The organism is Polynucleobacter rarus, assembly GCF_003072505.1.
Classification (GTDB): domain Bacteria; phylum Pseudomonadota; class Gammaproteobacteria; order Burkholderiales; family Burkholderiaceae; genus Polynucleobacter; species Polynucleobacter rarus.
The window spans coordinates 1,382,328-1,407,141 of the sequence record NZ_NTGB01000001.1; the positions used below are offsets into that span (position 1 = coordinate 1,382,328).

Genomic DNA, 24,814 nt, shown 5'->3' on the forward strand with positions numbered 1-24,814 from the left:
AATGAGAAAAACTCAATTCCTTCGCCCATTCATAAAAATAGGTAAATATTTTTTTGTTATTTTTTCTGTAGTATTTGTTTTAGCAGGTCTGGTCATTGGCTTCTATTTGTTCAGTGCTAAATCATCACCTGTTGGAAAGGAAATAGTTTCTGGTCTAAGAGATGAAGTATTGATTACATTTGATCAGAGTGATATTCCTCATATTGAAGCAAAATCTTCTTATGATGCATTGTATTCTTTAGGCTATTTACATGCCAGAGAGCGTGGTTGGCAATTAGAGTTTAACCGGCGTCTAGCCTCCGGTTCTTTATCTGAAATCATCGGGGAAAAAACCATCCGAGTTGATCAATTTATTCGAACTCTAGGCATAAGAAATGCCGCAAGAAATCAATATGAATTGCTGCCAAGCGAAACCAAACTTGCCCTAGAGGCTTATACGAATGGTATTAATGCAGGCTTTGCAGGGCTTGGCTGGGCCTTGCCTACTGAATTTATTTTACTGGGCACTAAGCCAGGCTTGTGGACTCCCATCGATAGTATGAGTTGGATGATGATGATGGCACTAGATCTAGGGGATAACTGGTCTAAAGAAGTCATGCGATTGCAACTAGCCAGTATTTTGACCACAGAAGAAATTTGGCAAATACTGCCACCCTACGAAGATGATCTTCCCGCTACCAACCTCGATTTTGCCAAACTATATAAAGACAAGGGGATTTATCAAAAAGTCACAGATAGTAATGAAACTGTTGCCTCCAATTTCTATCATTTGCAAGATGTATTACCAATGGGGCAAGATGGAAAGGGTTCTAACAACTGGGTCATTTCTGGAGACAAAACAATTTCGGGTAAACCTATTCTCGCCAATGACCCACACTTAGGCTTATCTACCCCCTCCACATGGTATTTTGTACACCTCAAATCAAAAGAGATGAATATCATCGGCGGATCTATTCCTGGCCTACCGGGCGTGATTTTAGGACATACACCAAAGGTTGCATGGGGGTTTACTAATACTGCAGCAGATGTCCAAGATTTATATATCGATCAAATTCAAGCAAATAATCCAAATAAATATGAAACTGCCTCCGGAAGTGAGCTTTTCAAAATCCGCCGGGAAACAATTTCAATCAAAGGACAAAAGCCACTCACCATCCTGGTCAGAGAAACGATACATGGTCCAGTAATTTCAGATGTTTATGAGCCCTTGAAAAAATTAATCAATACTGAGAAGTTTGTAGTAAGTATGAAGTGGACTGCGCTAGATAAAAAAAACCAGTCGATCCTCTCCCTCCTTGCAGTAAATAAGTCAAACTCTTTGGAGGACTTAAAGAAGGCCTTTAGTAATTTTTATGCCCCAGTTCAAAATATTGTGATGGCAGATGTTGATGGAAATATTGGCTTTATGGTCGCAGGAACCGCTCCCAAAAGACTAAAACATTCCGGTATGAGCGGCGTTGCCCCAGTTTTTGGCTGGGAAGTAAAAAATGAGTGGAGCTCCCTCCTTACCCCACAAGAACTACCACAAGACTTTTCATCAAACCTCAATTGGATTGCAACTGCAAATCATAAAATACAAAGCGAAAATGTAAATTACACATTAACTGCAGATTGGACGTCCCCCTACCGCTATGATCGTATCAACCAACTTTTACAATCTAAAGCAAAACACGATGTCGCATCAAATATGGTTCTTCAAGCTGATACGCTATCCCTTGCGGCAACACCCTTAATTGAATTACTCAAAGATACTGTAAGTAAAAACGCTTCACGGGAGAGAATTCACCCCTTGATAGAAAATTTTCAAGGTGATATGAAAAGCAATGATAGCGGCGCATTAATATTTAACGCTTGGGTTGATCAATTAACACGGTTGGTATTTAAACCCAAATTAGGTATATTTTTCGACGATATTTATCATCAAAAAAATCTTAGAGAGGGTCTTATCCAAATCCTGAATAATAAAGATTCTATTTGGTGCGACGATTCGAAAACACCAAAAATTGAATTGTGTGGTGATCTAAGTCCACAGGCCTTGAACTTGGCAATAGATTATTTATCAAATCGTTATGGTTCCAATCCTAACTCTTGGAAATGGGGTCAAGCCCATCCGGCAATTAGTCAACATAACCCACTCAGTAAAGCTCCACTATTAGGAAAGTTATTTGAATTAAAAGCTCCTTTTCCAGGAGATACTTTTACGATCAATGTTGGACGCATGAATTACAGTAATGCAGAGGAGCCTTATGCGACTAATTTAGCTCCTGGGATGAGGGTTATCTACGACTTAAGTAACTTCGATCAATCTGTTTTTATGGGAATCGGGGGGCAATCTGGCTGGGTTCAAAGTAAGCGCTATAGAGAATATCTCGGACTGTGGAGTCAAAATAATTACCTTCCGTTATCAATGAACTATTCAAAAGATAACCAAAGCGTTCTAGTATTAAAATCGAAATAGGCAAGCTAGGAGATTGGACTCGCTAAGCAATTTTCAAATTGGGTAAGCTTAACCACTCTAACAAAAGTTCATTAATTTCATTCGCTTTTTCGAACTGTACCCAATGCCCTGCTCCAAACATCACTCTAGCCCTAAAATGAGGAAATCTCATTAACGCAATTTCCGCTAGCATTGCAGGATCGCCAGTAACATCAAATTCACCCCAAATAAGAATGACTTGAGTGGCAGTTGATTCCTTTATTCTTTCCAATTTCTCAAAAAGACCACCTGACCAAGAAATTTCGCGACTTCTAAAGCGACAGCTTGTACAAGCTCTAGTTTGAATATCAACCGCGTTATCATCAATGACAGATTCGTTATAAATCATGTGCATTAATAAATTGTGTCGCATGGCATCATATAAAGCCTTCTGATCATTATTAGCGTAGGCTTCTTTCCAATTAACAAGCTCCCCCCGTGGACGTCGTTCAACATGATGGCCCACAGCTCCCAAGATGGCTAGATGCCCTACATGACCCCGAGTGAGGACTAATTGACTACCGACTAGACCACCAAATGAGAAACAGACCACATCAATTAACTCATCTGACTTAATCAACTGATGAAGACTACTAATGAGGGGGATTAATAATGCCTCAATAGTATGCTCTGGAGCTTTATCTGATTCGCCAAAACCTGGCATATCGGGAATCAACACCCGATATTTTTGAGCAAAAAACTCAATATTTTTTTCCCAGTGCAAGTGATTTCCAAAACCACCATGCAACAGCAATAGTGGAGCCCCTGAGCCCAATTCGAACCAAACAACATCACCACTTTCAGTGGCAAGTTGGTGCCTTTTTAATCGACTGGTTAGAGAGTGGGGGTTTTTAGATAAGTCCATAACAATGCAAATCAAGATAAAGACTTATTTTAGTATATCGCTGATTAACTCGTCATAGTTCAATACGACGTTCTAAATGAATAGCACTTAATTTGTGAGATTCGGATCAATTACAAATTTTCTTAATGCTTCAAATTGAATTGGTCTAGAGTAGACATACCCCTGTACAAAATCCATACCAACACCATCAAGTAAGGATAGTTGTTGCGTGTTCTCTACTCCCTCAGAAATAACTTCACAATTAAATTCGTGAGCTAGTTGGGTAATGAACTTACAAATGAGTAAGGATTTAGAACTTGATTCAATATTGTCGATCAAGGACTTATCAATTTTTAAATAATCAAATGGCAGTTGATTGAGTTGTGAAAGAGAAGAGTACCCAATACCGAAATCATCTAAAGCCAATTGAAAGCCGATTGTTTTGAGCTCATGAATTACCGCTAATACTTCCGGCGTAACGTATAGAAGTGCCCCTTCTGTGATTTCTAGAACAATTCCGCGAATAGAATTGCCAAAACTCTTCAAATAATCAAAGTATGCAGGGTTTTCTAGACAGTGATTTAAACACTCCGGTGGGAAATTAATACTGACTCTAAACTCCATGGAGTTTTCTGATTGCAGAATTTGTAGTTTTTGAATCGACTGTTCTAATACCCAATTAGTTAGTTTGATGATACTGCCATTATTAGTCGCTAAAGGTATAAAGAGATTCGGTCCCAAAAGTCCTAATTGTGGATGATTCCAACGTAGTAAAGCTTCAACTTTTGAAAAAGTATGGGGATTCCGAAAAACAATGGGTTGAAAGAACAATTCAAACTGATTATCCCTAATCGCTTCTTCAATTTCGCTCGCTAGTTTCACCGTTTTTTGTAAATCAGCGGACATTTGATGATGAAAATAAATGGGGGAATTGGAGTCTAGTTCAATTGCTTTAAGCAACGCCATATTGGAGTTACTGATCAATTCGTCAACATTTTTACCATCCTCGGGCCAAATAGCGATTCCTACTCTTTGAATCGTAAGTAAGGACTCATTTTTAATGTCAAAACTTGCTTGGAAATTAGCGAATAATTTTTGAAGATTGGCTTCCGAAGCCTCTTCTAAGAGAGATTGATGTAAGACACCAACAAACTCACCTTTTGAAGTTCTAGCTGTCAGTTCTGGTCTTAAAAACTGACCTAATTTAATAACTAAATTATCCAAAATAAAATCATCGAACTTGCTGTTATTGATGATTAGAAATTCATCGAGTTGTAAGATTCTGATACTACACAATACTAGAGTCTCATCTGGGTGATTAGCTGCGTAATTACTTAATTCTTTTTTTAAGGAATTAGGCGTTAATAAACCAGTTTGAAAATCTCTCGATAAAGCATCATTTCTTTCTTTCGTAATTTCGATCACATTCAGCGAGAGTCGAGATGATAACTCTCTCAAGTTATCTAAAATCATGGCCGTTTTAGAACCTAAAAAAGCTCTCTCACGCTTTACAACCTGCATAATCAAGACCACTGTTACAAAATCGATTAACATCCTAGCGGATTGTTTTTCATCAATTATTGAAGTGAATAAAGTGAATGTAGCCAAACCAATTAATCCAACATTGAATATTAGTGACCACCTCGGATTAATCATGATAGATATCAAGACTAATAATGAAGGTAAATAAAAGAGAGGTCCAGTTTCATTGAAAATGATTGCTAAGACATAGAAAAAAATGCATGTCAGCGTTACGATGAATCCAACACCTTGATTAAATTGAAGTTTTTTAAACTTTAACAATGCTAATAAGGTAACTAAGCTAAGAGTAAGACTGCCAGCAAGAATGATACTGCTTTGAATCTCTAATTGAAGCGTAGAGGCAAGGATACAAATCACTATAAAAGCAATAATAAACAAGATGCTGATAACGCTCAGGGCTTGTTCTCTAATTTGAAATTGACCTTGATGAAGATTTCGCAGTAAACCAGACAGACTTTCGGCTTCTTTGATTAATTGTTCTTGTGTATCTTTACTAAAGTTTTTCAATTGTTTTGGTCACAAATAATGATTTTGATACAAATGGAGATATAACTATAAATATCTAATATAAAGTTTTGAATTTAATCAGAATTTCACATAGGCTCATTATTTTCTACTCACAAGAGCCTGTCAATCATTTTTAAGCTTTTAATGGCTTTTACAACAAAGAAATTTGAATAAATTCAAGTAAATGCAGAAATTTAGCTTGAAATTCTCATTCCTTAGTTAAGTATAATAACTATAACTTTCATTGAGTAATCTATTGACTTGCTGAAGAGAGTTGATCATCTAATTTTGCACATGCTTGGTGCGCAGACATGAACGCTTATTCAGAATCATCCAAGCTAGACTTTATGACCTGAATAAATTGCTGACCATACTTTTCTAATTTTGCTTGCCCCACACCACTTAACCTTTCAAATTGTGCAAGAGTTGTCGGGGTCTGCTTCATCATTTCGAGTAGGGTACTATCATGAAATATGACATAAGGAGGCACACCCTGCTCACGAGCTAATTCGGTACGTTGTGCTTTCAAAGCAATAAAAAGTTTTTCCTCAGTAGAACTTGCCACTTCATGATTGCTCTTTTTAGGACTTGCTCCTTTAGCAATTTGACTTTTGGTTTTTCCAGCATCGCGTCGTAGCCAAATTTCCTTTTCACCTCTTAAGATGGGTAAGGCCATATCATCAACCAACTGTAGACCGCCGTACAAGGCAATATCAGCATTTAGGTATCCAGCAGCGACTAGCTGACGGTAGACACTATTCCACTGCCCTTGACTAAGTTCCTTACCAATACCAAAGGTACTTACCCGATCATGTTGAAACTCTTTGACTTTATTGGTTTCTTTGCCAAGAAGCACATCAATTAGATGCGTGACTCCAAATCGTTGTCCAGTTCTATATACACAAGATAAGGCCTTTTGCACTTCGCGAGTAGCTAACCAAGTTGATACTGGCTCTAAACAATTATCACAATGGCCACAGCCCCCAGGATGATCTTCCCCAAAATATCGCAAAATACTTTGATGACGACAAGTGATTGATTCGCAGTATCCTAATAAAGCATTCAGCTTTTGACGCTCTACTCTCTTACGTTCTTCGGAAGCTTCTCCAGAATCCACCATTTGCCGAAGGCTTACCACATCGCCAAAACCGTAAGCCATCCAAGCATTAGCAGGTAGACCATCGCGACCAGCTCTGCCCGTCTCCTGATAATAGCCTTCCATACTTTTAGGCAAATCAAGGTGGGCAACAAAACGAACATTGGGTTTATCAATGCCCATTCCAAAAGCAACAGTAGCGACCATAATGACTCCCTCTTCCCTCAGAAAACGGCCCTGATTAAAATCGCGTACCTGTGAGCTTAAGCCAGCATGATAAGGCATAGCATCCCATCCACGGTCTTTTAACCACTGAGCAGTTTCGTCCACGCTACGTCTCGAGAGACAATAGATAATCCCTGAATCTTGTGGATGTTCTGCTTCTAAAAATGTTTCTAACTGATCTTTAATTCGGTCTTTTTGAAGAACCCGATAACGAATGTTCGGTCGATCAAAGCTAGATACAAACTGTTGCGCAGACTCTAAAGACAAACGCTCAATAATCTCTGCTCGGGTTGGGGCATCAGCTGTTGCTGTTAGAGCCACTCTGGGAACTTTGGGATAACGTTCACGTAAGACGGTTAACTGTCGATACTCAGGACGAAAATCATGCCCCCATTGGGATACGCAGTGTGCTTCATCAATCGCAAATAAAGCAATTTTTGACATCGAATTCAATCGATCTAATAGCGATAAGAAATTGGTATTTAGTAATCGCTCGGGAGCAACATAGATCAAATCTAACTCACCCGCCAATAGTTGTCTTGTAACGTGTTGAGCTGTGTCGAAATCCAAACTAGAGTTCAAGAATGCAGCGCGTACACCTAGTTGTTTCAGGGCATCCACTTGATTTTGCATTAAGGCAATTAATGGCGAAACAACAACACCGACCCCTGACCGCACCAATGAAGGAATTTGATAGCAAATAGATTTACCGGCACCAGTAGGCATCAGTACTAAGGCATCACCCCCTTGCACAATATGCTGAACAATCGTTTCCTGGACCCCGCGAAATTTTTCGAAGCCAAAAACATTTAGTAATACTTGATGAATTTTATCCATAGTTTGAAACACTGAAAACCAAATGTTCGATATCTAAATACAAGTTATGTTCTACAAATATCTACTTGGATTGAGCTTAAATCAATCCAAAAAATGATAACTGTAGTTTGGGGAGTTGAATGAACGGTTAGAGAAAAACATTCTTAACGAATAACCAATTAACAGTTCCTATTATATTTAGTTATTCAAAAAGCACAATTTACAACAGTTTGGTAAGTAATTAGTTTGCGGCTTTATCGGCCATCCTCTTAACAAAAGAAATTTTTATGTGGTTCAGAAAAAGCCAAAACCTCTATAAGGAAATGCAATGCTTTTTAGTTTTTGAAGTTATTTACCAACGATAGTATCTGTGATGAGGAGTATATCGGTAAGCCTGATGATATTCATACCAATAAGTAGGATATGGCTTGTAATAAGCTCGAGGATATTCACTTGAAACTGGGTAACTGACACAACCAGTAATGGAAGCTGTAAGTACTAAAACAATCAAGAACTTTTTCATCATTAACCTCCCATATTTTTATCTTTAACGGGTTAGCGCAAAAAAAGGTTTACAAAAAATTGAAGGCTACTCTAAATTTATTAGGAGCGAGGTGAATAAGGTCCGTCCATGGAGAACCTATCTATGGTTACCTGCTAGCCAAGTGATCTTTTAATTCGGATTCAAAGACCATTAAAGGCATTGGCTCGCTTGTGATAAAAGCTCTTAAGGTGTTTTATGAAACTGAGTAATCACAAGAAGGTGTAGAATATTTTTAGATAAACGTAAGCCTAATTTCAGAAGGTAAAAATGTAGATGAGCGCCAAATCCATAGAAAGATTAATTGGTTTTTTTCTCCTATTACTTGCTTCTTTTACTCAAGCGCAAAATGTTGAGACGAATTACCCCAATAAACCAATCCGGATTATTATTCCTCAAAGTTCGGGATCAGCAACAGATACCTTAATTCGTCTCATTGCTCCTAAATTAACTGAGCAACTGGGACAACCACTTATCTTAGAAAACAAATTAGGTGCAGGCGGAATTATTGGGGCAGACTATGTTGCTAAATCTGCACCTGATGGATATACCCTATTAATTGGGGCAACCTCTTGGATTACGATTGCCCCCCACGTCTATAGCAAATTAAGTTATGACGCACAAAAAGATTTAGCTCCGGTTTCTATTTTTGCAGTTGGTCAAAACGTATTAGCAGTTGCAGCAACATCACCGTCGATGAACGTCAAAGATTTAGTTGCGAGTATGAAAATCAATCCCAATAGTTTGAATATGGCCTCTGCAGGAATTGGATCAACCAGCCATTTAGCAGGTGAAATGTTGACATCCATGGCAAATGTATCTGCGGTACATGTTCCTTATAAAGGGGCTGGACCTTCAGTGATGTCTTTATTATCAGGTGAATCACAGTGGGTTTTTACACCAATGCAAGGACCCATTGCATTGATTAGGTCAGGTAGGTTAAGAGCACTTGCTGTGGGCGGAAATGTTCGTTCAGCAATTTTGCCAGACGTACCAACTGTGAAAGAGGCTGGCATTGAGGGCTACGAGATGAAAAATTGGTATGGCTTACTCGCGCCTGCAGGAACTCCTAAAGCCATTATTGATAAATTAAATGCTGCAATTGTCAAAGTGGTTAGTACACCAGAAATTAAAGAACAATTTTATGCACAAGGATCTGAGCCCACATCAAACTCACCTCAGGAGTTTAGTCAGTTTATTCGTGAAGAAACAGAACGGATGTCAAAAGTAGTAAAAAAAGCTGGTATTAAGATCGAATAAATAAGGAAGAATCATGCAAGCATTACGATTTAATCAAACTGGAGATTTAAATAATTTAGAGCTAGTTGAAATGCCTATCCCATCTTTAGGTAAAGATGAGGTTTTAATTGAAGTTAAAGCAGGACGGTTGAATAGAAACGATATATCTAACGTAATGGGTCGACTACCATATACAACCATTCCAAGAACTCCGGGTCGTGATTATTCTGGGATTATTCAGCAAGGTCCTGCCGAACTCATTGGTAAAGAAGTTTGGGGAACGGGCAAAGAAAATGGCTTTATTCAAGACGGTAGTCACGCTGCTTATATGAAAGTTCATCAAAGTGCGATTTCGCTGAAGCCACAAGCCTTGTCTTTTGTTGAGGCGGCTAATTGCGGGACTCCCTATATAACTGCTTGGGGAGCTATTCAATCGTGTCATGTAAAAGAAAGGACGCGAATCGTTATTATTGGTGCAAATGGCGCGGTTGGTAATGCTGCTGTAGAGTTAGCCAAAAAAAATAAAGCTACTGTGTTAGGTTTGGTGCGTAAAGAAGAACATCTAGCGACTATAAAAGAACAAGAAATATTTGCAGATCTCTTACCAAATACTGCTGATGAGAAAGCATTAAAAAGCCTAATTTGGAAATACTTTCCAGAAGGGCCTGATGTGATTTTTGACACCACTGGCCATTGGTTACCTGGTTCAATATCCGCAATAGGTAAATTTGGTCAAGTTGCAGTAATCGTTGCTCCAGGGAATGGACAAGTCACGATTTCAGTTAGGGATTTATATCGAAATGGGGCAAGTATTATCGGAGTAAATTCTTTACTCTATTCAGGGAGTGAATGTGCAGCCATCTTTGATGGTCTTGCGAAAGATTTTGATCAACACCTACTGCACCCACCTCAACATATACAAACCCATGCACTAAAAAATGCCATTGAGGTTTATAAAGCTGTTCAAGATGGATTAGCAAATGGTATGCATGTATTTATTCCTGAGAACTAACATATGAAAATTATTGATGCACATGTGCATATTTGGGAAAGTGGTAAACCGCGTGGAGCTCACCGTCAAGAACCATATTCATCTTCAGAAATATTAGAGGATATGCAATTCGCTAGGGTAGATGCGGCCATCATTCAACCCCCAGCTTGGGATCTTAATGCTAATCAAATTGCTATAGAGGCGGCAAGAAAATATCCGCAACGTTTTGGTATTTTAGGAAATTTTCCATTAGATAGTGAAGATCCTAAATCAATTTTGAAGCATTGGAAGCAACAAGCAGGTATGTTGGGACTGAGATATATTCTGAATGAGCCTAAACATAAAACTTGGATGATGGGTAGTGAATTAGATTGGCTGTGGGCTGGTGCTCAGGAGAACGCAATTCCGATTGCCATAGCTGCTAGTAGTCACCTCGAAGTTTTTGCATCGATTGCAAGGCGTTATCCAGAGTTAAAGCTCATCATTGATCATCTAGGGGTTCCTATAGATGCTACCGGGGAGTCAGCGTTTGCAAAGATGGACATCCTAAAAGAATTAGCTACCTTTTCCAATATCGCAGTGAAGGCTACAGCAGTTCCAGCATATGCTAATGATCCTTACCCTTACAAAAGTATTGAGCACCACGTTCACCAAATTTATAGCTATTTTGGACCTGAACGTTTCTTTTGGGGAAGCGATATTACCAAATTGAAATGTACTTGGCGTGAGTCAATTGATTTGTTTGTTCGTGAATACCAATGGATTAGTCCTGAAGAAATTGAGCTAGTGATGGGTAAAGCAATTGCGCAATGGTTACTCTGGGAATAGTTACCACCATAAATAGGTGTAAGTTTTGAATCCTCCACGCCCTAAAGGACGGGAAGGATGTCCATAAGTTTTATTGGCAACTAGAGGTGTCTATTGAAGAGGTCTTGGAGGGCGAGAGGGAATCACATCATAAATTTAAGCAATTGATTATATTATGTATTAATTTTTAATATGACAAAGATACTCACAAAGATACTCACACTTTGATTTTTACCCAACCTTTAGTCACCCAATAAATCACTCAATGATACATCCAAAATTATAGAAATCTTAAATAGTATTTCTAAGGATGGATTTGCAATTTCTCTTTCGATTTTACTTACCAAAGTCCTGTCAACACCAGCCTCCAAGGCAAGTCTCTCTTGAGCTAATCCAATCTCTTTTCGATGCTTTTTGATATTTTTTGATAGATTAGCCTTTAGATTTGCAAGTTCTTTTTCATAACTCATGGATATTTCCCTTAAATAATAGGGTTATCCTTTATTGGCTTAATATAATCCACGGTTTACAAGCCACGGCTTTTAGACTACATTAAGAATTAAATTTAAAAAAAGAAAAAATGTATAAAAAATTAACTCTCTTAGTTTTGGTAATATCCATAAATGGTTGTGGCACAACTGCCTGGACAAAAAATCAACCTTTTACTCAAGAGCAATTTTATATGGATCAGGCTGACTGCAATGCTAGGGCATTTTCAATACCAAATGCACCAATAATGCAAATATCAATTGTTCAAAATCAATGCTTGAGATCTAAAGGCTGGTATCAAACTAGACAACAATGATACTAAATAAGAACCATGCTCTTGTCTTTATTCTGATAGTTTCAACTTCTGTTGTTGCTAAAGAAATTGATCTTCCACCTATCAGCCTTAAGTGCATCGGGGTAATGACTGAAACTTATAAAGACTATCCAACAAAGACCTATGAAAATATTGTTCGACATTACGAGTTATCACAAAATAAAGTGGTTGAGCATATCGGCACAATAACTTTTGAGCATACTAGAAAAGAAATAGAAGCTGGAAACGATAATATTAGAAAACACTCTGGTTATTACACCTACAAGCCATTAATGATTGTCTATAGTGAGGACATTTCCTATGGTGAGTCGGATATTACAAATAGAATGTTTTTAATTGATCGGCAAACTACCAAGTGGGAAGTTACAGAGTTTGGTAGCGGAGGCATTTTGGCTCTATCTGGACTCCCCTCAAAACTTACAAATATAAATGGCTATTGTGAGCCTTGGGATAACAGAGCAAAATTCTGAGTTAAATATTCATTCTTTGGTTTCACAAAGCTAACTTCAATACCCGTCATCAATTGCATATCTGTCTCAATGAATTGTGTAGGCTTTCCATCAATGCGATCAATAATCTCTTTAATCGCCCATGCTTGACCTTGCTCTGCCTCACCAATTAATACCTCAACTATCTTAGCTATTCGCTCTGGTGATTGTATTAACTGCCTCCTAAGAGCATCATTAAACATCTTGCCCTTTGAATTATTTCTATTACCTATTGGTGCGCCCATTGAGTTAACTCCTATCGTTTTGATTTATAAATGAGAAAGCCATCCATGACTGAGGACTCTCCCTTGATTAATTGCTTTCTTCATCAACTTAAGACAAAAAACAGTCGTATAAGGATCTTCCTTAAAGTTTAAATTCCAAGCTCTTAAATCATCCTCATCTAAAGATAATCTATCTGATATGAAATTAATGAGTGTCTGAAATTCTGCTAAATTCGCTAACTCTTTACCAACTGATAACAATTCATTAGATGACTTAGCGGACTTAGCAGACTTTATGAGTTCTTCTATCTGATTAAAGATTCTCATATTTCCCCCAATAACTTAGGATTAACGAATATATAAGCCTTATCTAATCCATTTCTTTGAATGTAACCATCATCTATTAAAGCTTTAATTATTTTCTCTCTGAAATCTTTTTTCTTTCTCAAGTCATTTGGACATCTTTGCTGAATCTCATACTCAACGATAAAGCCTTTATCCTTATATTCTTTAATCATCCAATTAAGCATTTTTTGCTTGTGAACCAGATCACCTGATTGCTCAAGTCGTAATTGTTCATTTAAGAAATACTCCATGACCTTAATTGCTGCAATCATAAAGTCCACATTAATTATTGAGCCATTACCCTTAAAAGCATGAAATTGCGCTGCTAATCTGGAGGCATTATCCGCAGCTTTAGCACTCCAAGCCTTAATTGACTCTAATTCATAAACTAATTCTTTTTCAATATTGTTATAAAAGGCAATCCATAATTCTTTAGCCTCAGGTGAAAGAGTTAATATTTCAGGTTTTAAATAGTCATACTCATAGTTTCTTGGAGTTTCAAGTAATTCAATAATCCGATTAGTAAAACCTAACATACATTGATTTGTGGGCTTAGGCTCTTCATAAAATCGTGTTCCCATTAATGATATGGGCTTTGCAATTAAGAACCTTGCTAAAGTTCCCATTCCTTTAGCTTGTCCATTACCGATAAACTCATCAAATACATTTTGTTGCATCGAGAGATTTACAGTAGCTCTTGGATTTGTAGCACTCATAAATCCATTTGATTGAGTATTATTTCTCAAGTCCGATCCATCCCAAGCTTGATTAAGCAAGGAAAGAAAGTTCATAGATTGCTCTTTCATACTATGCGAACCTACAAAACTCCCCCCTTCATTTGAGGATATATATATCTCAGGATGAGCCTTGAGGGACTTAATTAGAGCTTGTGGAGTAATTGCACCCTGTATTAATGATTTAAGTTGTGGCTCAGGTAAAAATTCATCTTTGCTTATTTTTTTGATAGCTTGATAATTTCTATTTTCCTCCTCATAGATTGTGAATTGCTTTCTCTGCCAATCAGAAATTCCTTTACTTGCCATATTGTCAGTAGATGTCTTACGATCTCCAGACTCGCAGATCAAAAGAATGTTTGTTGTAATTGGATGAGTATTACTACTATCAATTTGGACATCATATAAGCCTCCACAAGAGGCACTAATCGAGCTTTGAATACTTGCCCATGCCAATACATCAGGCACTTTCTTGGCATCAGCAATCGCTTCTACTACCTCCCTAATCTCAAAAGGTAAGTCCTGTGTTGGAAAAGATTTTTCCTCAATTAATCTATCAGTATTTATATCTTCCCAATATAAAGTCTTAGTAAGTTCTATTGGAGTTAAATGCTCTACATAAGTTTGAGTAGTCATAGTCCACAGACCCTCAAGACATTTTGGATTCGTGAAACTGCCTCAACTATCCTTGAAAAGTTTGCCTCAGATAACTCTTTTCCCTCTCGCAAAAATCCAGCACAAGCAAGAATAATGCTTGATTCATAGCCAATTAGCTTAAGACCATGATTAGAGCTAAAAGGTTTTTTCTCAGATTTAAAATCCCCTAATTTTTCTGGAAATAAATCTTCAAAGCTTAGTCCTATTGAATCGAGAACCTGTTTCGATTCACATCCAGCAAAACAATTAATTAAGATTCGACCATCTGATAATTCTCCGATGGATAAGCTTGGATTTTTATCTTCATGAGCTGGGCATAATGCCTTGTATTCATTTAGTTTAGACGTCTTTTGCACTTTATTTAGACGTGAAAGTATAATATCGATATTCATTTGTTTTTCCTTAAAGAGATAGACCTAGTGGGCTTTGCCGAGCTGACTAGGTTTTTTTATTGGGCAGAGTAATTGAGAGGATCGTTAAGAAAACGATGAATCTCTTGATTCGAGTAAAAAGTGCATCTAATCCCCATCCGTATGGGTTGAGGTGCTTTTTTCTCGAGACATAACTGCCTAAATTTTTCTTTAGAAAATGGAATGAATGATTTGATTTGAGACCAGCGAGACATTCCTATGCTGGGTAGAGTTAAGCATTCTTGTGAAAGACTAGAGATAATATTGGTAGATTTATTCATGGCAATCCTTAATGAGCAAAGTAAATAACTAACTTATTAAAGTTAGCGACTTAGCAAAAAAGCTCGATTCTTTTTGTCTAAAGAATGCCAATTTCTACTACGCTTCCATCTTATACTTGTTAACAATTAATGGCAATATTAAATCGAGATTAACTAGGCTTTTTTTAGATTAATTACCTTTGCACCAGCTTTAACACCATCTAAATAGTCAGCCCAATTCTGCATCATCTTTGCTCTTTGAGGAAGATACTTTGCATGGTTATAACTTGCGCTAACCTTGTTTCTTTCTTGATGAGCCAGCTGCAATTCAATATGCTCATGGGGATAGCCTTGCTCATGCAAGATTGTGGAGGCAATCCCTCTGAATCCATGCCCTGTCATCCTTGAGTGATAACCCATTCTGTATAACGCAAATAGGATGGTGTTGTTGCTCATACTCTTTAATGGACTTGCACTTGATGGAAATACAAGCTCTCTGCCCCCAGAGATTTCATTAAGTCTTTTTAAGATCTCAATAGATTGAGTGGATAGCGCAACTATATGAGGATCTTTCATCTTCATTCTTTCTGCTGGAATCCTCCATTGTTTAGCCTCTAAATCTATTTCAGACCATCTTGCACCAATCAGCTCACTTGTTCTCACAAATGTATATGACATTAATTTGATTGCTAATTGAACAATCTCAGTCCCTCCCTGATTCGTATAGTCATCTATCTTTCTCAATAACTCAGGAAATTCTTTCTCATCAACTCGAGCAAAGTTCTGCTCTTGTCTTGGCTTAAGCGCATCCGATGGCTTAATGTCTTTTGCTGGATTTCTTTCACACAATCCATGAGCAACTGCATATCTAAATACTTGTCCACAAGTTTGATAAGTTCTTTTGGCAATATCAATCGCCCCTCTTGCTTCAATCTTTTTTACAACCATTAGTATTTGGGGCGCAGTAATTTCATTAATAGGCTTTTTCCCCAAAAATGGAAACAAATCATCTTCAAGACGATTCCATACTGCCTTTTGATGCTGGGTAGATTTATCTGATTTCCAAGTCTCATGCCATTTAGTCGCAATAGCTTGAAAACTATCCTCATGCTCTGATTTTTTAATTAAGAGCTTTTCTTGGCGATCCAAAGAGGGATCAATACCCTTATCTAAGAGTTGTCTCATTTCTTGATGCTTGATTCTTGCGTTCTTAAGACTTACATCAGGATAGCTTCCAAGAGATAACATCCTAGCTTTTCCAAGATACCGATAACGATATCGCCAGATCTTTGAATCATTTGGGAAGTGATATAAGGCAAGTCCTTGTCCATCAGGATAACTGATAGGCACATTTGGGACTTTTGAAGTATTTTTCTTTATTAATGAATCATTTAGCTTCATGATGACCTCATTTTGTGAGTAGGATTTTGAGAGGAACGATTTCTACTCACACTTATACTCACATTTTTATCATCATACTCACAATTACAAGGGTTGCCAAGTGTTACCCAAATAGCCGTCTAAGCCTTATATTTATAATACTTTAATGGGTAATTGTGGGTGTTGGTTGGTGTCATCTTGGAGGCGCGAGAGGGAATCGAACCCCCGTTCAAAGCTTTGCAGGCTTCTGCCTAACCACTCGGCCATCGCGCCACTGCACTTACGTGTACAAACTGAAGTAATTATAAATCTTAATTCGTTACACCAATTTCATACTCAAAATAAAAAGGGAAGCAAAGCTTCCCTTTATTAAATTTGGAGCGGGATAAGAGACTCGAACTCTCGACCTATACCTTGGCAAGGTATCGCTCTACCAACTGAGCTAATCCCGCATAATTTACAACTGAAACTTATGCCATACTGCTTTAAGTAGTTTTTACAGCTCAAAATTTATTACTTATTTGATCTGCTAATTAACTAAGAATGTAATTGTAACAAACTTTTTTTCATCTGACTAGTGTAATCAAAAGTTTGTTAAGATTTCTCTGCAATAACTGGCCAAGCTTTACGTAAATAATAAACCATCGACCATAAAGTAATCATCGCAGCAATAATAATGAGGTACTTACCTAAAATCCCAGTATTGATGATGCCAAATAAAGTGCTGTCATAAAGTAAAAAACTAATGGCGACTAACTGCATAGTCGTTTTTACTTTCCCTAAAAAGTGCACTGCAACACTTGCTGAAGCACCTAGCTGTGCCATCCACTCCCTCAACGCTGAAATAGTAATTTCTCTACCAATAATAATTAAAGCAACCCATACTGGTACTCGATCAAAATTTAGTAACACCAGTAAAGTGGCAGCCACAATCAATTTATCAGCAACAGGATCTAAAAAAGCTCCAAAATTAGAGGATTGACCCCATTTTCTGGCTAAAAAACCATCCAACCAATCTGTGATTGCTGCACCCACAAAAAAGATGGTAGCAATTAGGTTCTTTTCAGCTAAGGTAAATAGTCCCTCTGGCAAATAGTAAATACCAACGATGAGCGGTATCACAGCAATTCTTAACCAGGTTAAAAAGATTGGAAAGTTAAATGGCATTTTTTAATTTCATGAAAGAAACTACTAGTGTAATTGTTTATAAATTTGTTCAGCTAAAGATTGAGATATTCCCTCAACTTGTGATAGCTCTTCTATTGTTGCACCTGCCACCCCTTTGATACCACCAAAGCGCGCCAGTAATTTTTGTCGACGCTTAGCGCCAATCCCCTCAATTTCTTCAAGTCTTGATACGTTTCTAGTTTTCTGTCTTTTAGCTCGCATGCCCGTAATGGCAAAGCGATGCGCTTCATCCCGAATTTGCGCAACTAACATCAAAGCAATATTATCAACTCCCAAAGCTAAAGGGGCACGTTCATCGGCAAATATCAAAGTTTCTAAACCAACCTTACGCCCATCGCCTTTTGCCACACCGACAATTAACTTATTATCAACTCCTAATTCATTCAGCACCATTTTAGCGGCTTCCACCTGCCCTTTACCGCCGTCAATCAGAATAACATGAGGAAGTTTATCTTCCGGTAGCTCTAAAAACCCTGCATAGCGTCGCTCTAACACCTGACGCATGGCAGCATAATCATCACCCAGCGTAATTCCCTCGATGTTAAATCGTCGATATTCTTTATTTTGCATGTCATTTTTTTGATAAACCACGCAAGAGGCTTGTGTCGCCTCACCAGATGTATGACTGATATCAAAACACTCAATACGCAATAAGTCGGATTCATCTAAATCAATTTGCAATAGATCCATTAACGCAATGCTTCTTGCTTGCGCTCCACTTCGTTCACTAATACGCTTAGCTAAGGCAATCTGGGCGTTGCCCTGCGCCATCGCGAGCCAATGTTTACGCTGACCTTGCGGGTGGGTTATAAACTGTACCTTTTTACCTAAACGCTCCTCCAAAGACTGCATCAAGAGCGCCTCATCATCACCTAAATGATGACTCAATACAAACACGGTAGGTACTAATTTTTGTAAATCACTACCATCATGCAAATCAGTATCATCTAAATATCTTTGCACCATAAAAGATAACAAGTACTCAGCAATTTCAGACGCAGCACCCGTATCATTTTTTACAACTATCGGGAAATAAGGGCGATCTCCTAGATGCCTACCCCCTCTTACCATGGCTAAATTCACGCAGATTTGTCCATGGTGTTCTGCAACCGCAACAATATCGATATTGTTTTGTCCATCAGCGACCGCATCCATTGATTGCTGTTGTAAGACATTCGATAAATCAGCAATTCGATCTCTTACTGAGGCAGCCTTTTCAAACTCAAGCTCATCGCTATAAGACAACATGGCACTTTCTAATTCACTCATGACACTAGCATGATTACCTTCTAGAAAAGAGACTGCTTTACCCACGTCTTCTTGATATTGAGAAGTTGAGACCAATCCAACACAGGGAGCACTACATCGATGAATTTGATGTAATAGACATGGGCGACTACGGTTTTTGAAAACTGTATCCTCACAAGTTCTGAGTAAAAAAACTTTTTGCAAAATTTGTACACTACTTTTAACTGCCCATGAATTTGGGAAAGGTCCAAAATACTTGTTTTTCTTATCGACCTTGCCGCGATATGAAGCAATCCTAGGAAAGCTATGACCCGTGATCATCAAATAAGGATAAGACTTGTCGTCTCTGAATAGAATATTAAAGGGCGGTGCAAGAGCCTTAATTAAGTTATTCTCTAAAATTAAGGCTTCTGTTTCGGTGCGAGTTGCCGTTGTTTCCAAACGCACAATTTTTTGAACCATGCGCTCAATTCGGGGAGATAATTGAGTGCGCTGAAAATAACTACTTACTCTTTTTTTAAGGTTCTTAGCTTTACCAACGTACAAAATATGATTATTTTGATCAAAAAATCGATAAACTCCCGGAAGCTCAGTCAATTGCTTCACTTCTTCTTGGAGTTTTTCAAAATATTCTTCGGGCGAAGGCGTTGTCATGCGAATTGATATCTTTTGTAAAGTGGTTGATAACTATGGCGATGCTGGATTTTCATGGCGTCTTACTCGGCGCTTGACAGAAATTCTTGCAAGCAACCATTTTACGGTTAATGAAAATAAAGTTCGATTATTTTGTGATGATATTCCTTTAATTAAGAAGCTCGCTGGAGAGGCGATTATTGCAAAGCTAATGTCACTTGGTTTAAGAATTGAATCTTGGGATCATGCAGAACAGATTATTAAACCTAATGAAATGCCTGAAGTGGTACTAGAAACCTTTTCCTGTGACTTACCAGAGCTTTACCTGACTCAAATCACAGATAGCCTCTTAATAAATGTGGAATACCTTAGTGCTGAACCTTGGATTGAGGACATGCATGGATTAGCGACGCTACCTAGCCTTCCTAATCAGCATCCTCGTTATTTTTATTATCCTGGTTTCAACAATAGGACTGGTGGGTTGTTGGGACCGTCGGAGCCATTTTCTACCGACGCGAACAATTCAAAAGTTCTCAATGAACTTTTTAAAGAGATTCGTACTGAATCGTCCGTCATCTCTATTTTTAATTATGGTGAGAATAATTTCATCGATTTTTTAGACCAATTAATGAATCAAGGCACCAAGGCCGATTTATTTATTTGCTATGGTAAAGCGCAAGAAGCAGTAACTAAATGGCTCGGTAAACCTTTCAACCGACCCATTGATCTAGATCAAATACGATTGATACCAACACCATTTGTAAATCAAGAGGAATATGACGCTCTTTTAGCGCGCTGTGATTTAAATTGGGTTAGAGGGGAAGATTCTTTTGTTAGAGCCCAATGGGCTGCTAAACCTTTTATTTGGGATATCTATCCGCAAGAAGATCAGGTTCACCTAGAAAAACTCGATGCATTTTTAAATATCTATTTACCCAAAGATAATCTTCAATTAGCGCAAAAAATTATAAATATGATGAAAAATCATGCAGTTGATACCTGGTGGAATGACCTTAGCAATATCAATTCATATGCTCAAGAATGGGCCAACACTCTTCACTCTAGTCAATTAGACGCTGACTTGGGAGTAAGAATTATCAATTTCATTAAACCTTTATTAAAAAAAGGTTAAAATCGTAGGTTTGAAATTCAAGGAAATTGTCGGATGAAAACTGCTCAAGAAGTTCGTGTAGGTAATGTTGTAATGATTGGTAACGAGCCAATGGTTGTGCAACGTGCTGAATATAACCGTTCTGGCCGCAACTCTGCTGTTGTGAAAATGAAATTTAAGAATCTAATGACAGATGCTCCTAACGAAGGAATCTATAAAGCAGATGATAAATTCGATATGGTTGTTTTAGAGAAGAAAGAATGTACTTATTCTTACTTTGCTGACCCGATGTACGTATTCATGGATACTGAATACAATCAGTATGAAGTTGAGGTTGACAACATGGGTGACGCGCTCAATTATCTCCAAGACGGTATGACTGTTGAAGTCGTATTCTATGAAGGTAAGGCTCTATCTGTCGATTTACCAACTATGATTGTTCGTGAAATCATTTATACAGAACCAGCAGTTAAGGGCGATACCAGTTCAGGAAAAGTCATGAAAATGGCGAAGATTGAAACAGGTTATGAATTACAAGTTCCTCTGTTTTGCGCTACTGGTGACAAAATCGAAATTGATACGCGTACCGGCGAATACCGTAGCCGCGCTAACTAAATTTTCTCTTCAAATTCGTTTTAATACAAGTTAAAAGATAACTTTTAACTTGTATTCTTTGATTAGATTTCAAGCCTCTTTCTGGATACTCCATTGAGGGGCTTGTTCTTTTAGTAGAGTAGGATGTCAAAATTAATGTTTTCCAACATGACAACTTCAGTCGCTCAAGACTATTGCCTTAACTAAACAATCAAGCTGAGCTTTGAAGTCAAGACAAAATCCTAACTCGTGAAGAACTTGCCCGAGCAGACTCAATTCGTTGCAACTCATCCAAAGTATTAGGCCTAGGCTGACAGACTTGCCAAATTTCTTTATCTATATTTAGGGCCTTGGCAACACGTAAAAAAGTAATTAATTTCACTTTTCCGTCTCCTTCGAGATTTTTTATTGCCTGCAAACTTACTCCACTCAACTTTGCCAATTCTTCTTGTTGTAAGCACAGAGATGCGCGAGCTAGCCGAATGTTTTGCCCAATATCAGCTGCAATATTTTCGATACTCATTAATTCATACACCTTTAACAGACTCCAACAGATACGTTAATTTATTGATCCTTCTTTAACAGATTCTTTAAAATCGATTACTAAAAATCTAGCTATTTTGCTTATCAATTTTTATGAATTTTGATCAATTTTTAGGCAACTAATCCAAAAGTTTGTAACAACATTTTGGCTTCAGCATACTGCTGCTCCATTTGCATTTCTTTCCAATTAAGGGCTGAACCTACTGGAAATAATCGAATCAAGCGTTGTCTTGAAACAGCAAATAATTTTTCATTAATTTTTAATTCACTCAGAAGTTGGTCTGCCAAATCCGGGCGATTACAAATTAATACGGCGTCGCACCCAGCACTTAAAGCAGCCTGAGCACCTTGCACTACATTTCCGGCTACTGAGGCCCCCTCCATAGATAAATCATCGCTAAAAATGACTCCGTTAAATGCAAGTTTGCGACGCAAAATATCTTGCAGCCAAATCTTCGAAAATCCCGCAGGCATCTTATCAACGGCTGAGTAAATAACGTGGGCCGGCATCACTGAGTCAAGGGTTAAACCCAGATCAAGATAAGGTCTGGCATCCTTACCCAAAATTTGCTCAAGACTTCGATCATCAGTCGGAATCTCTACATGAGAGTCTGCACTAGCAAAACCGTGGCCAGGAAAATGCTTGCCACAATTTTTCATCCCTGCCAGCAAAAGACCATGATTTAGACTACGCGCTAGCATCGTCACTATGCTGGATTCTTGATGAAAAGCACGATCACCAATCACTTGGCTATTGCCATAATCTAAATCAAGTACTGGGGTAAAACTAAAATCAACGCCACAGGCGCGGAGCTCACTAGCTAATACATAACCAACTGCCGTAGCCGCTTTCATGGCCATAAGGGCTGTCTCAGCGGGCGTATATCGTCCAGCGGGGAGTTGTTTACCTGACCAAATATTACCTAAGCGTTGCATCGCCGGCAGATGGGTAAACCCATCAGTCTTAGCGCGTTGCACTCTACCGCCTTCATGATCAATTGCAATGAGTACATCATCACGAACTTTTTTAATTGATTTCGTAAGCTCAGTTAGTTGTGCTTTACTTTGAAAATTTCTACCAAATAGAATGACGCCACCCGTTAAGGGATGCGCAATCCTCTCTGCATCTTCGATGGTTAACTCATCAGCTGTTACATCTAAAACTACAGGTCCTGGTGCAAAATTTTTTCTTTTCATCAAGCAAATTCCTTTTTAAAATCCTCATGAAGTCAATGTCACAATGACGACTGCACTCACCATATTTTCTTCATCCGTCAACGTTACTTGACCTTGTAAGTTTTTCTCTTTCATCATCTTGGCAAGTTCGCCATGGTAGACCAAATAAGGTCTTCCTGACACATCATTCAAAATCTCTACCGATCGCCAAGTCATCGGAAAGTGCATCCCTAGCCCGATTGCTTTAGAAAAAGCCTCTTTAGCAGCAAACCGGGTACATAAATACGCTAAACCGCGACGCTCATTTCTTTTTAAGCGCGATTCGTAAACCCGTGTTTCATTCGGTCCTAAAATACGCTGAACGATTCGCCCACCTGTCCTCTCGAAAGTTTTTTCCATCCGTGCAATGACTAGCAAATCATTACCAATGCCGTAGATCATGCAAGTCTTTCTGAAGATTGGTTTCGTGCTGCTTGCATTAATGCTTTCATGTCCTTGATTGCCATTTTCCAGCCTTTGAAGACCGCTTGTGCAACTAAAGCATGGCCAATATTTAACTCAACAATTGGTAAAATTTGGGCAATGTCCCACACATTACCTTCATGAAGACCGTGGCCTGCATTGACTTTTATACCAATTTGGTGAGCGAATTCTGCAGCTTTTTGGATTCTTAATAACTCACGGCCTTTGGATTCGCCAGTTGCGTTAGCATAAGCGCCAGTGTGTAATTCAACAATCCCAACGCCAATATCCCGACACGCTTGTATCACTTCAATCTCTGGGTCAATAAAAAGTGATACTTTAACCCCCTCTTTTACCAAGGTTTGAGTCGCCAACTGAACTTCTTGAATTTTACCGATTACATCCAAACCACCTTCGGTAGTAACTTCGGTTCTTTTTTCAGGAACTAGGCAAACATCTTGAGGGTGAACTCGACAGGCAATGTCTAACATCTCTTGGGTAATCGCACATTCTAGATTCATACGCGTCTTCAGAAGAGGGCGCAGCGCAAATAAATCTTGGTCCTTAATATGTCTTCGATCCTCTCGTAAATGCAATGTGATTAGATCTGCGCCAGCTTCTTCAGCCTCTAATGCTGCTCGAATTGGATCAGGGTAACTAACCCCTCGGACATTTCGAAGTGTTGCGATATGGTCAATATTGACGCCCAGATCAATCGTTTGGATCATGGAGATTCCTAAAGTTTTTTTAAATCTATTAATATCTGACGGGTGGTTAATACTTGGTCTTGTAAATGCAATCCTAATAAAAAGCGCATTAAAGGTTTACTTAATTGTAAGGTTTCAGGATCTTCTAAATAGAATTTAGCCAGAGCCGAAAAATGCTTACCTTTTAGAATTGGCCAAAAGACTGGATCGCTCAATCCATGTGGGCGCACTCCTACCTCTGGTTGATAGACATAATCTAAGTCTGGATCCAAGTCTGCACCTGTTTCCTGACAGATATCAAGGGGTGCACAATACCCTGTTTCTTGTAAGAGGCGTATTTCAAATGGGCGTAAGATTTTCTCAAATTGATCCTTAGCAACTGACAACTGGGCAATCGTTTGATGATAATCATCAAAAAGCGATTCGTGCTCATCTTCTCTTGCTAAAAACTTAACAATTAACTCATTCATGTAAAAACCGCACAGCAAAGCATCACCAACTAGGGGTACAACACCACCGGTCCATTCGGACTTAGTCAATGTTTTGAGTTCAAGCTTGCCTGAAAAGTGAATGTGGAGTGGCTGAAACTGTTGTAATACCGGACGCAAGGCTGAATGTGGTCTTTTAGCGCCTTTAGCAACTAAAGCAATCCTGCCGTAATGCCGTGTAAAGACGTCTAAAATTAAACTAGTCTCTTTATAAGCAATGGAGTGCAACACAAAGGCAGGCTCTTCTAACACCCGCATA

Annotated in this window: 25 protein-coding genes and 2 tRNA genes; 7 read left to right on the forward strand and 20 right to left on the reverse strand. The window is 38.4% G+C overall.

Going from position 1 to position 24,814, the window contains the following annotated elements; translation table 11 throughout:
* Position 1 precedes the first annotated feature (1 nt).
* Positions 2 to 2,458 carry a penicillin acylase family protein gene (locus tag AOC35_RS06475; RefSeq protein WP_108646315.1) on the forward strand — a complete coding sequence of 819 codons (2,457 nt, stop codon included), beginning with the start codon at positions 2 to 4 and terminating at the stop codon, positions 2,456 to 2,458.
* Between the two features lie 22 nt (positions 2,459 to 2,480).
* Here the strand turns inward: AOC35_RS06475 and AOC35_RS06480 are convergent, their stop codons facing one another.
* The 4 genes from AOC35_RS06480 to AOC35_RS15520 all read right to left on the reverse strand — a co-directional run bounded on the left by AOC35_RS06480 (position 2,481) and on the right by AOC35_RS15520 (position 8,029).
* Positions 2,481 to 3,356, reverse strand: a complete 876-nt coding sequence (locus AOC35_RS06480; protein WP_211307489.1) for an alpha/beta fold hydrolase — start codon at positions 3,354 to 3,356, stop codon at positions 2,481 to 2,483.
* Between the two features lie 72 nt (positions 3,357 to 3,428).
* Complete coding sequence (locus AOC35_RS06485; RefSeq protein WP_108646317.1) at positions 3,429 to 5,369, reverse strand: GGDEF domain-containing phosphodiesterase; 1,941 nt, start codon at positions 5,367 to 5,369, stop codon at positions 3,429 to 3,431.
* Between the two features lie 319 nt (positions 5,370 to 5,688).
* Positions 5,689 to 7,527 carry a DNA helicase RecQ gene (gene recQ / locus AOC35_RS06490; RefSeq protein WP_108646318.1) on the reverse strand — a complete coding sequence of 613 codons (1,839 nt, stop codon included), beginning with the start codon at positions 7,525 to 7,527 and terminating at the stop codon, positions 5,689 to 5,691.
* Positions 7,528 to 7,858: 331 nt separating this feature from the next.
* Complete coding sequence (locus AOC35_RS15520; RefSeq protein WP_159077499.1) at positions 7,859 to 8,029, reverse strand: hypothetical protein; 171 nt, start codon at positions 8,027 to 8,029, stop codon at positions 7,859 to 7,861.
* A 294-nt stretch (positions 8,030 to 8,323) separates the two neighbouring features.
* On the opposite strand from AOC35_RS15520, the gene AOC35_RS06495 reads away from it, so the two are divergent.
* Genes AOC35_RS06495 through AOC35_RS06505 form a run of 3 tightly spaced genes read left to right on the forward strand, consistent with a single transcriptional unit; the run spans position 8,324 to position 11,105 of the window.
* A complete protein-coding gene (locus AOC35_RS06495; RefSeq protein ID WP_108646319.1) occupies positions 8,324 to 9,307 on the forward strand; it encodes a Bug family tripartite tricarboxylate transporter substrate binding protein in 984 nt (327 codons plus the stop codon).
* Positions 9,308 to 9,320: 13 nt separating this feature from the next.
* Complete coding sequence (locus AOC35_RS06500) at positions 9,321 to 10,298, forward strand: quinone oxidoreductase family protein (RefSeq protein ID WP_108646320.1); 978 nt, start codon at positions 9,321 to 9,323, stop codon at positions 10,296 to 10,298.
* Between the two features lie 3 nt (positions 10,299 to 10,301).
* Positions 10,302 to 11,105: an amidohydrolase family protein gene (locus AOC35_RS06505; protein ID WP_108646321.1), complete on the forward strand. Its 804-nt coding sequence runs from the start codon at positions 10,302 to 10,304 to the stop codon at positions 11,103 to 11,105.
* A gap of 221 nt (positions 11,106 to 11,326) precedes the next feature.
* On the opposite strand, the gene AOC35_RS06510 is transcribed toward AOC35_RS06505, so the two are convergent.
* Positions 11,327 to 11,554: a helix-turn-helix domain-containing protein gene (locus tag AOC35_RS06510; RefSeq protein ID WP_108646322.1), complete on the reverse strand. Its 228-nt coding sequence runs from the start codon at positions 11,552 to 11,554 to the stop codon at positions 11,327 to 11,329.
* A gap of 331 nt (positions 11,555 to 11,885) precedes the next feature.
* On the opposite strand from AOC35_RS06510, the gene AOC35_RS06520 reads away from it, so the two are divergent.
* On the forward strand, positions 11,886 to 12,377 hold the full coding sequence (locus tag AOC35_RS06520) for a hypothetical protein (RefSeq protein ID WP_108646324.1): 492 nt from the start codon (positions 11,886 to 11,888) through the stop codon (positions 12,375 to 12,377).
* Here the strand turns inward: AOC35_RS06520 and AOC35_RS06525 are convergent.
* The 10 genes from AOC35_RS06525 to uvrC all read right to left on the reverse strand — a co-directional run bounded on the left by AOC35_RS06525 (position 12,341) and on the right by uvrC (position 19,495).
* On the reverse strand, positions 12,341 to 12,640 hold the full coding sequence (locus AOC35_RS06525) for a hypothetical protein (protein WP_108646325.1): 300 nt from the start codon (positions 12,638 to 12,640) through the stop codon (positions 12,341 to 12,343). The two genes, AOC35_RS06520 and AOC35_RS06525, sit on opposite strands and share 37 nt — an antisense overlap.
* 24 nt (positions 12,641 to 12,664) lie before the next feature.
* On the reverse strand, positions 12,665 to 12,946 hold the full coding sequence (locus AOC35_RS06530; RefSeq protein WP_108646326.1) for a hypothetical protein: 282 nt from the start codon (positions 12,944 to 12,946) through the stop codon (positions 12,665 to 12,667).
* Positions 12,943 to 14,334, reverse strand: a complete 1,392-nt coding sequence (locus AOC35_RS06535) for a YfjI family protein (RefSeq protein ID WP_108646327.1) — start codon at positions 14,332 to 14,334, stop codon at positions 12,943 to 12,945. Before AOC35_RS06535 ends, AOC35_RS06530 begins: the two co-directional genes overlap by 4 nt.
* Positions 14,331 to 14,747: a CHC2 zinc finger domain-containing protein gene (locus AOC35_RS06540; RefSeq protein WP_108646328.1), complete on the reverse strand. Its 417-nt coding sequence runs from the start codon at positions 14,745 to 14,747 to the stop codon at positions 14,331 to 14,333. The genes AOC35_RS06535 and AOC35_RS06540 overlap by 4 nt, the downstream gene beginning before the upstream one ends.
* Before the next feature lie 56 nt (positions 14,748 to 14,803).
* Complete coding sequence (locus AOC35_RS06545; RefSeq protein ID WP_108646329.1) at positions 14,804 to 15,046, reverse strand: helix-turn-helix transcriptional regulator; 243 nt, start codon at positions 15,044 to 15,046, stop codon at positions 14,804 to 14,806.
* 153 nt (positions 15,047 to 15,199) lie between these two features.
* A complete protein-coding gene (locus AOC35_RS06550; protein ID WP_108646330.1) occupies positions 15,200 to 16,426 on the reverse strand; it encodes a tyrosine-type recombinase/integrase in 1,227 nt (408 codons plus the stop codon).
* Between the two features lie 178 nt (positions 16,427 to 16,604).
* Positions 16,605 to 16,678 (reverse strand) — tRNA-Cys (locus tag AOC35_RS06555).
* A gap of 103 nt (positions 16,679 to 16,781) precedes the next feature.
* Positions 16,782 to 16,857: transfer RNA gene (locus AOC35_RS06560), tRNA-Gly, on the reverse strand.
* 142 nt (positions 16,858 to 16,999) lie between these two features.
* Positions 17,000 to 17,572 carry a CDP-diacylglycerol--glycerol-3-phosphate 3-phosphatidyltransferase gene (gene pgsA, locus AOC35_RS06565; RefSeq protein WP_108646331.1) on the reverse strand — a complete coding sequence of 191 codons (573 nt, stop codon included), beginning with the start codon at positions 17,570 to 17,572 and terminating at the stop codon, positions 17,000 to 17,002.
* 24 nt (positions 17,573 to 17,596) lie between these two features.
* Positions 17,597 to 19,495 (reverse strand): excinuclease ABC subunit UvrC, encoded by a 1,899-nt coding sequence (uvrC, locus tag AOC35_RS06570; RefSeq protein WP_108646332.1) that lies wholly within the window; start codon positions 19,493 to 19,495, stop codon positions 17,597 to 17,599.
* Between uvrC and earP the strand changes: the two genes are divergently transcribed.
* Together earP and efp are read left to right on the forward strand one after the other, a co-directional pair.
* Positions 19,494 to 20,606: an elongation factor P maturation arginine rhamnosyltransferase EarP gene (gene earP, locus AOC35_RS06575; protein ID WP_108646333.1), complete on the forward strand. Its 1,113-nt coding sequence runs from the start codon at positions 19,494 to 19,496 to the stop codon at positions 20,604 to 20,606. The genes uvrC and earP overlap by 2 nt on opposite strands.
* A 33-nt stretch (positions 20,607 to 20,639) precedes the next feature.
* Positions 20,640 to 21,200: an elongation factor P gene (gene efp, locus AOC35_RS06580; RefSeq protein ID WP_108646334.1), complete on the forward strand. Its 561-nt coding sequence runs from the start codon at positions 20,640 to 20,642 to the stop codon at positions 21,198 to 21,200.
* Between the two features lie 208 nt (positions 21,201 to 21,408).
* Here the strand turns inward: efp and AOC35_RS06585 are convergent, their stop codons facing one another.
* The 5 genes from AOC35_RS06585 to recO form a co-directional block, all read right to left on the reverse strand.
* Positions 21,409 to 21,702 (reverse strand): helix-turn-helix domain-containing protein, encoded by a 294-nt coding sequence (locus AOC35_RS06585; RefSeq protein WP_108646335.1) that lies wholly within the window; start codon positions 21,700 to 21,702, stop codon positions 21,409 to 21,411.
* A 131-nt stretch (positions 21,703 to 21,833) separates the two neighbouring features.
* Positions 21,834 to 22,919, reverse strand: coding sequence for a beta-N-acetylhexosaminidase (gene nagZ / locus AOC35_RS06590; RefSeq protein WP_108646336.1), 1,086 nt, complete (start codon positions 22,917 to 22,919; stop codon positions 21,834 to 21,836).
* Between the two features lie 24 nt (positions 22,920 to 22,943).
* The gene (acpS, locus tag AOC35_RS06595; protein ID WP_108646337.1) at positions 22,944 to 23,339 is read right to left on the reverse strand and encodes a holo-ACP synthase; all 396 of its coding nucleotides are present in this window, start codon (positions 23,337 to 23,339) and stop codon (positions 22,944 to 22,946) included.
* On the reverse strand, positions 23,336 to 24,088 hold the full coding sequence (gene pdxJ, locus AOC35_RS06600) for a pyridoxine 5'-phosphate synthase (protein WP_108646338.1): 753 nt from the start codon (positions 24,086 to 24,088) through the stop codon (positions 23,336 to 23,338). The genes acpS and pdxJ overlap by 4 nt, the downstream gene beginning before the upstream one ends.
* Before the next feature lie 8 nt (positions 24,089 to 24,096).
* Positions 24,097 to 24,813 (reverse strand): DNA repair protein RecO, encoded by a 717-nt coding sequence (gene recO, locus AOC35_RS06605; protein WP_108646339.1) that lies wholly within the window; start codon positions 24,811 to 24,813, stop codon positions 24,097 to 24,099.
* Position 24,814 lies beyond the last annotated feature (1 nt).

Coding starts and splice junctions, on each gene's coding strand:
- AOC35_RS06475 (WP_108646315.1), top strand. CDS start 2: ATGAGAAAAACTCAATTCCTTCGCCCATTCATAAAAATAGGTAAATAT.
- recQ (WP_108646318.1), bottom strand. CDS start 7,527: ATGGATAAAATTCATCAAGTATTACTAAATGTTTTTGGCTTCGAAAAA.
- AOC35_RS15520 (WP_159077499.1), bottom strand. CDS start 8,029: ATGAAAAAGTTCTTGATTGTTTTAGTACTTACAGCTTCCATTACTGGT.
- AOC35_RS06495 (WP_108646319.1), top strand. CDS start 8,324: ATGAGCGCCAAATCCATAGAAAGATTAATTGGTTTTTTTCTCCTATTA.
- AOC35_RS06500 (WP_108646320.1), top strand. CDS start 9,321: ATGCAAGCATTACGATTTAATCAAACTGGAGATTTAAATAATTTAGAG.
- AOC35_RS06505 (WP_108646321.1), top strand. CDS start 10,302: ATGAAAATTATTGATGCACATGTGCATATTTGGGAAAGTGGTAAACCG.
- AOC35_RS06510 (WP_108646322.1), bottom strand. CDS start 11,554: ATGAGTTATGAAAAAGAACTTGCAAATCTAAAGGCTAATCTATCAAAA.
- AOC35_RS06520 (WP_108646324.1), top strand. CDS start 11,886: ATGATACTAAATAAGAACCATGCTCTTGTCTTTATTCTGATAGTTTCA.
- AOC35_RS06525 (WP_108646325.1), bottom strand. CDS start 12,640: ATGGGCGCACCAATAGGTAATAGAAATAATTCAAAGGGCAAGATGTTT.
- AOC35_RS06530 (WP_108646326.1), bottom strand. CDS start 12,946: ATGAGAATCTTTAATCAGATAGAAGAACTCATAAAGTCTGCTAAGTCC.
- AOC35_RS06535 (WP_108646327.1), bottom strand. CDS start 14,334: ATGACTACTCAAACTTATGTAGAGCATTTAACTCCAATAGAACTTACT.
- AOC35_RS06540 (WP_108646328.1), bottom strand. CDS start 14,747: ATGAATATCGATATTATACTTTCACGTCTAAATAAAGTGCAAAAGACG.
- AOC35_RS06545 (WP_108646329.1), bottom strand. CDS start 15,046: ATGAATAAATCTACCAATATTATCTCTAGTCTTTCACAAGAATGCTTA.
- AOC35_RS06550 (WP_108646330.1), bottom strand. CDS start 16,426: ATGAAGCTAAATGATTCATTAATAAAGAAAAATACTTCAAAAGTCCCA.
- pgsA (WP_108646331.1), bottom strand. CDS start 17,572: ATGCCATTTAACTTTCCAATCTTTTTAACCTGGTTAAGAATTGCTGTG.
- earP (WP_108646333.1), top strand. CDS start 19,494: ATGCGAATTGATATCTTTTGTAAAGTGGTTGATAACTATGGCGATGCT.
- uvrC (WP_108646332.1), bottom strand. CDS start 19,495: ATGACAACGCCTTCGCCCGAAGAATATTTTGAAAAACTCCAAGAAGAA.
- efp (WP_108646334.1), top strand. CDS start 20,640: ATGAAAACTGCTCAAGAAGTTCGTGTAGGTAATGTTGTAATGATTGGT.
- AOC35_RS06585 (WP_108646335.1), bottom strand. CDS start 21,702: ATGAGTATCGAAAATATTGCAGCTGATATTGGGCAAAACATTCGGCTA.
- nagZ (WP_108646336.1), bottom strand. CDS start 22,919: ATGAAAAGAAAAAATTTTGCACCAGGACCTGTAGTTTTAGATGTAACA.
- acpS (WP_108646337.1), bottom strand. CDS start 23,339: ATGATCTACGGCATTGGTAATGATTTGCTAGTCATTGCACGGATGGAA.
- pdxJ (WP_108646338.1), bottom strand. CDS start 24,088: ATGATCCAAACGATTGATCTGGGCGTCAATATTGACCATATCGCAACA.
- recO (WP_108646339.1), bottom strand. CDS start 24,813: ATGCGGGTGTTAGAAGAGCCTGCCTTTGTGTTGCACTCCATTGCTTAT.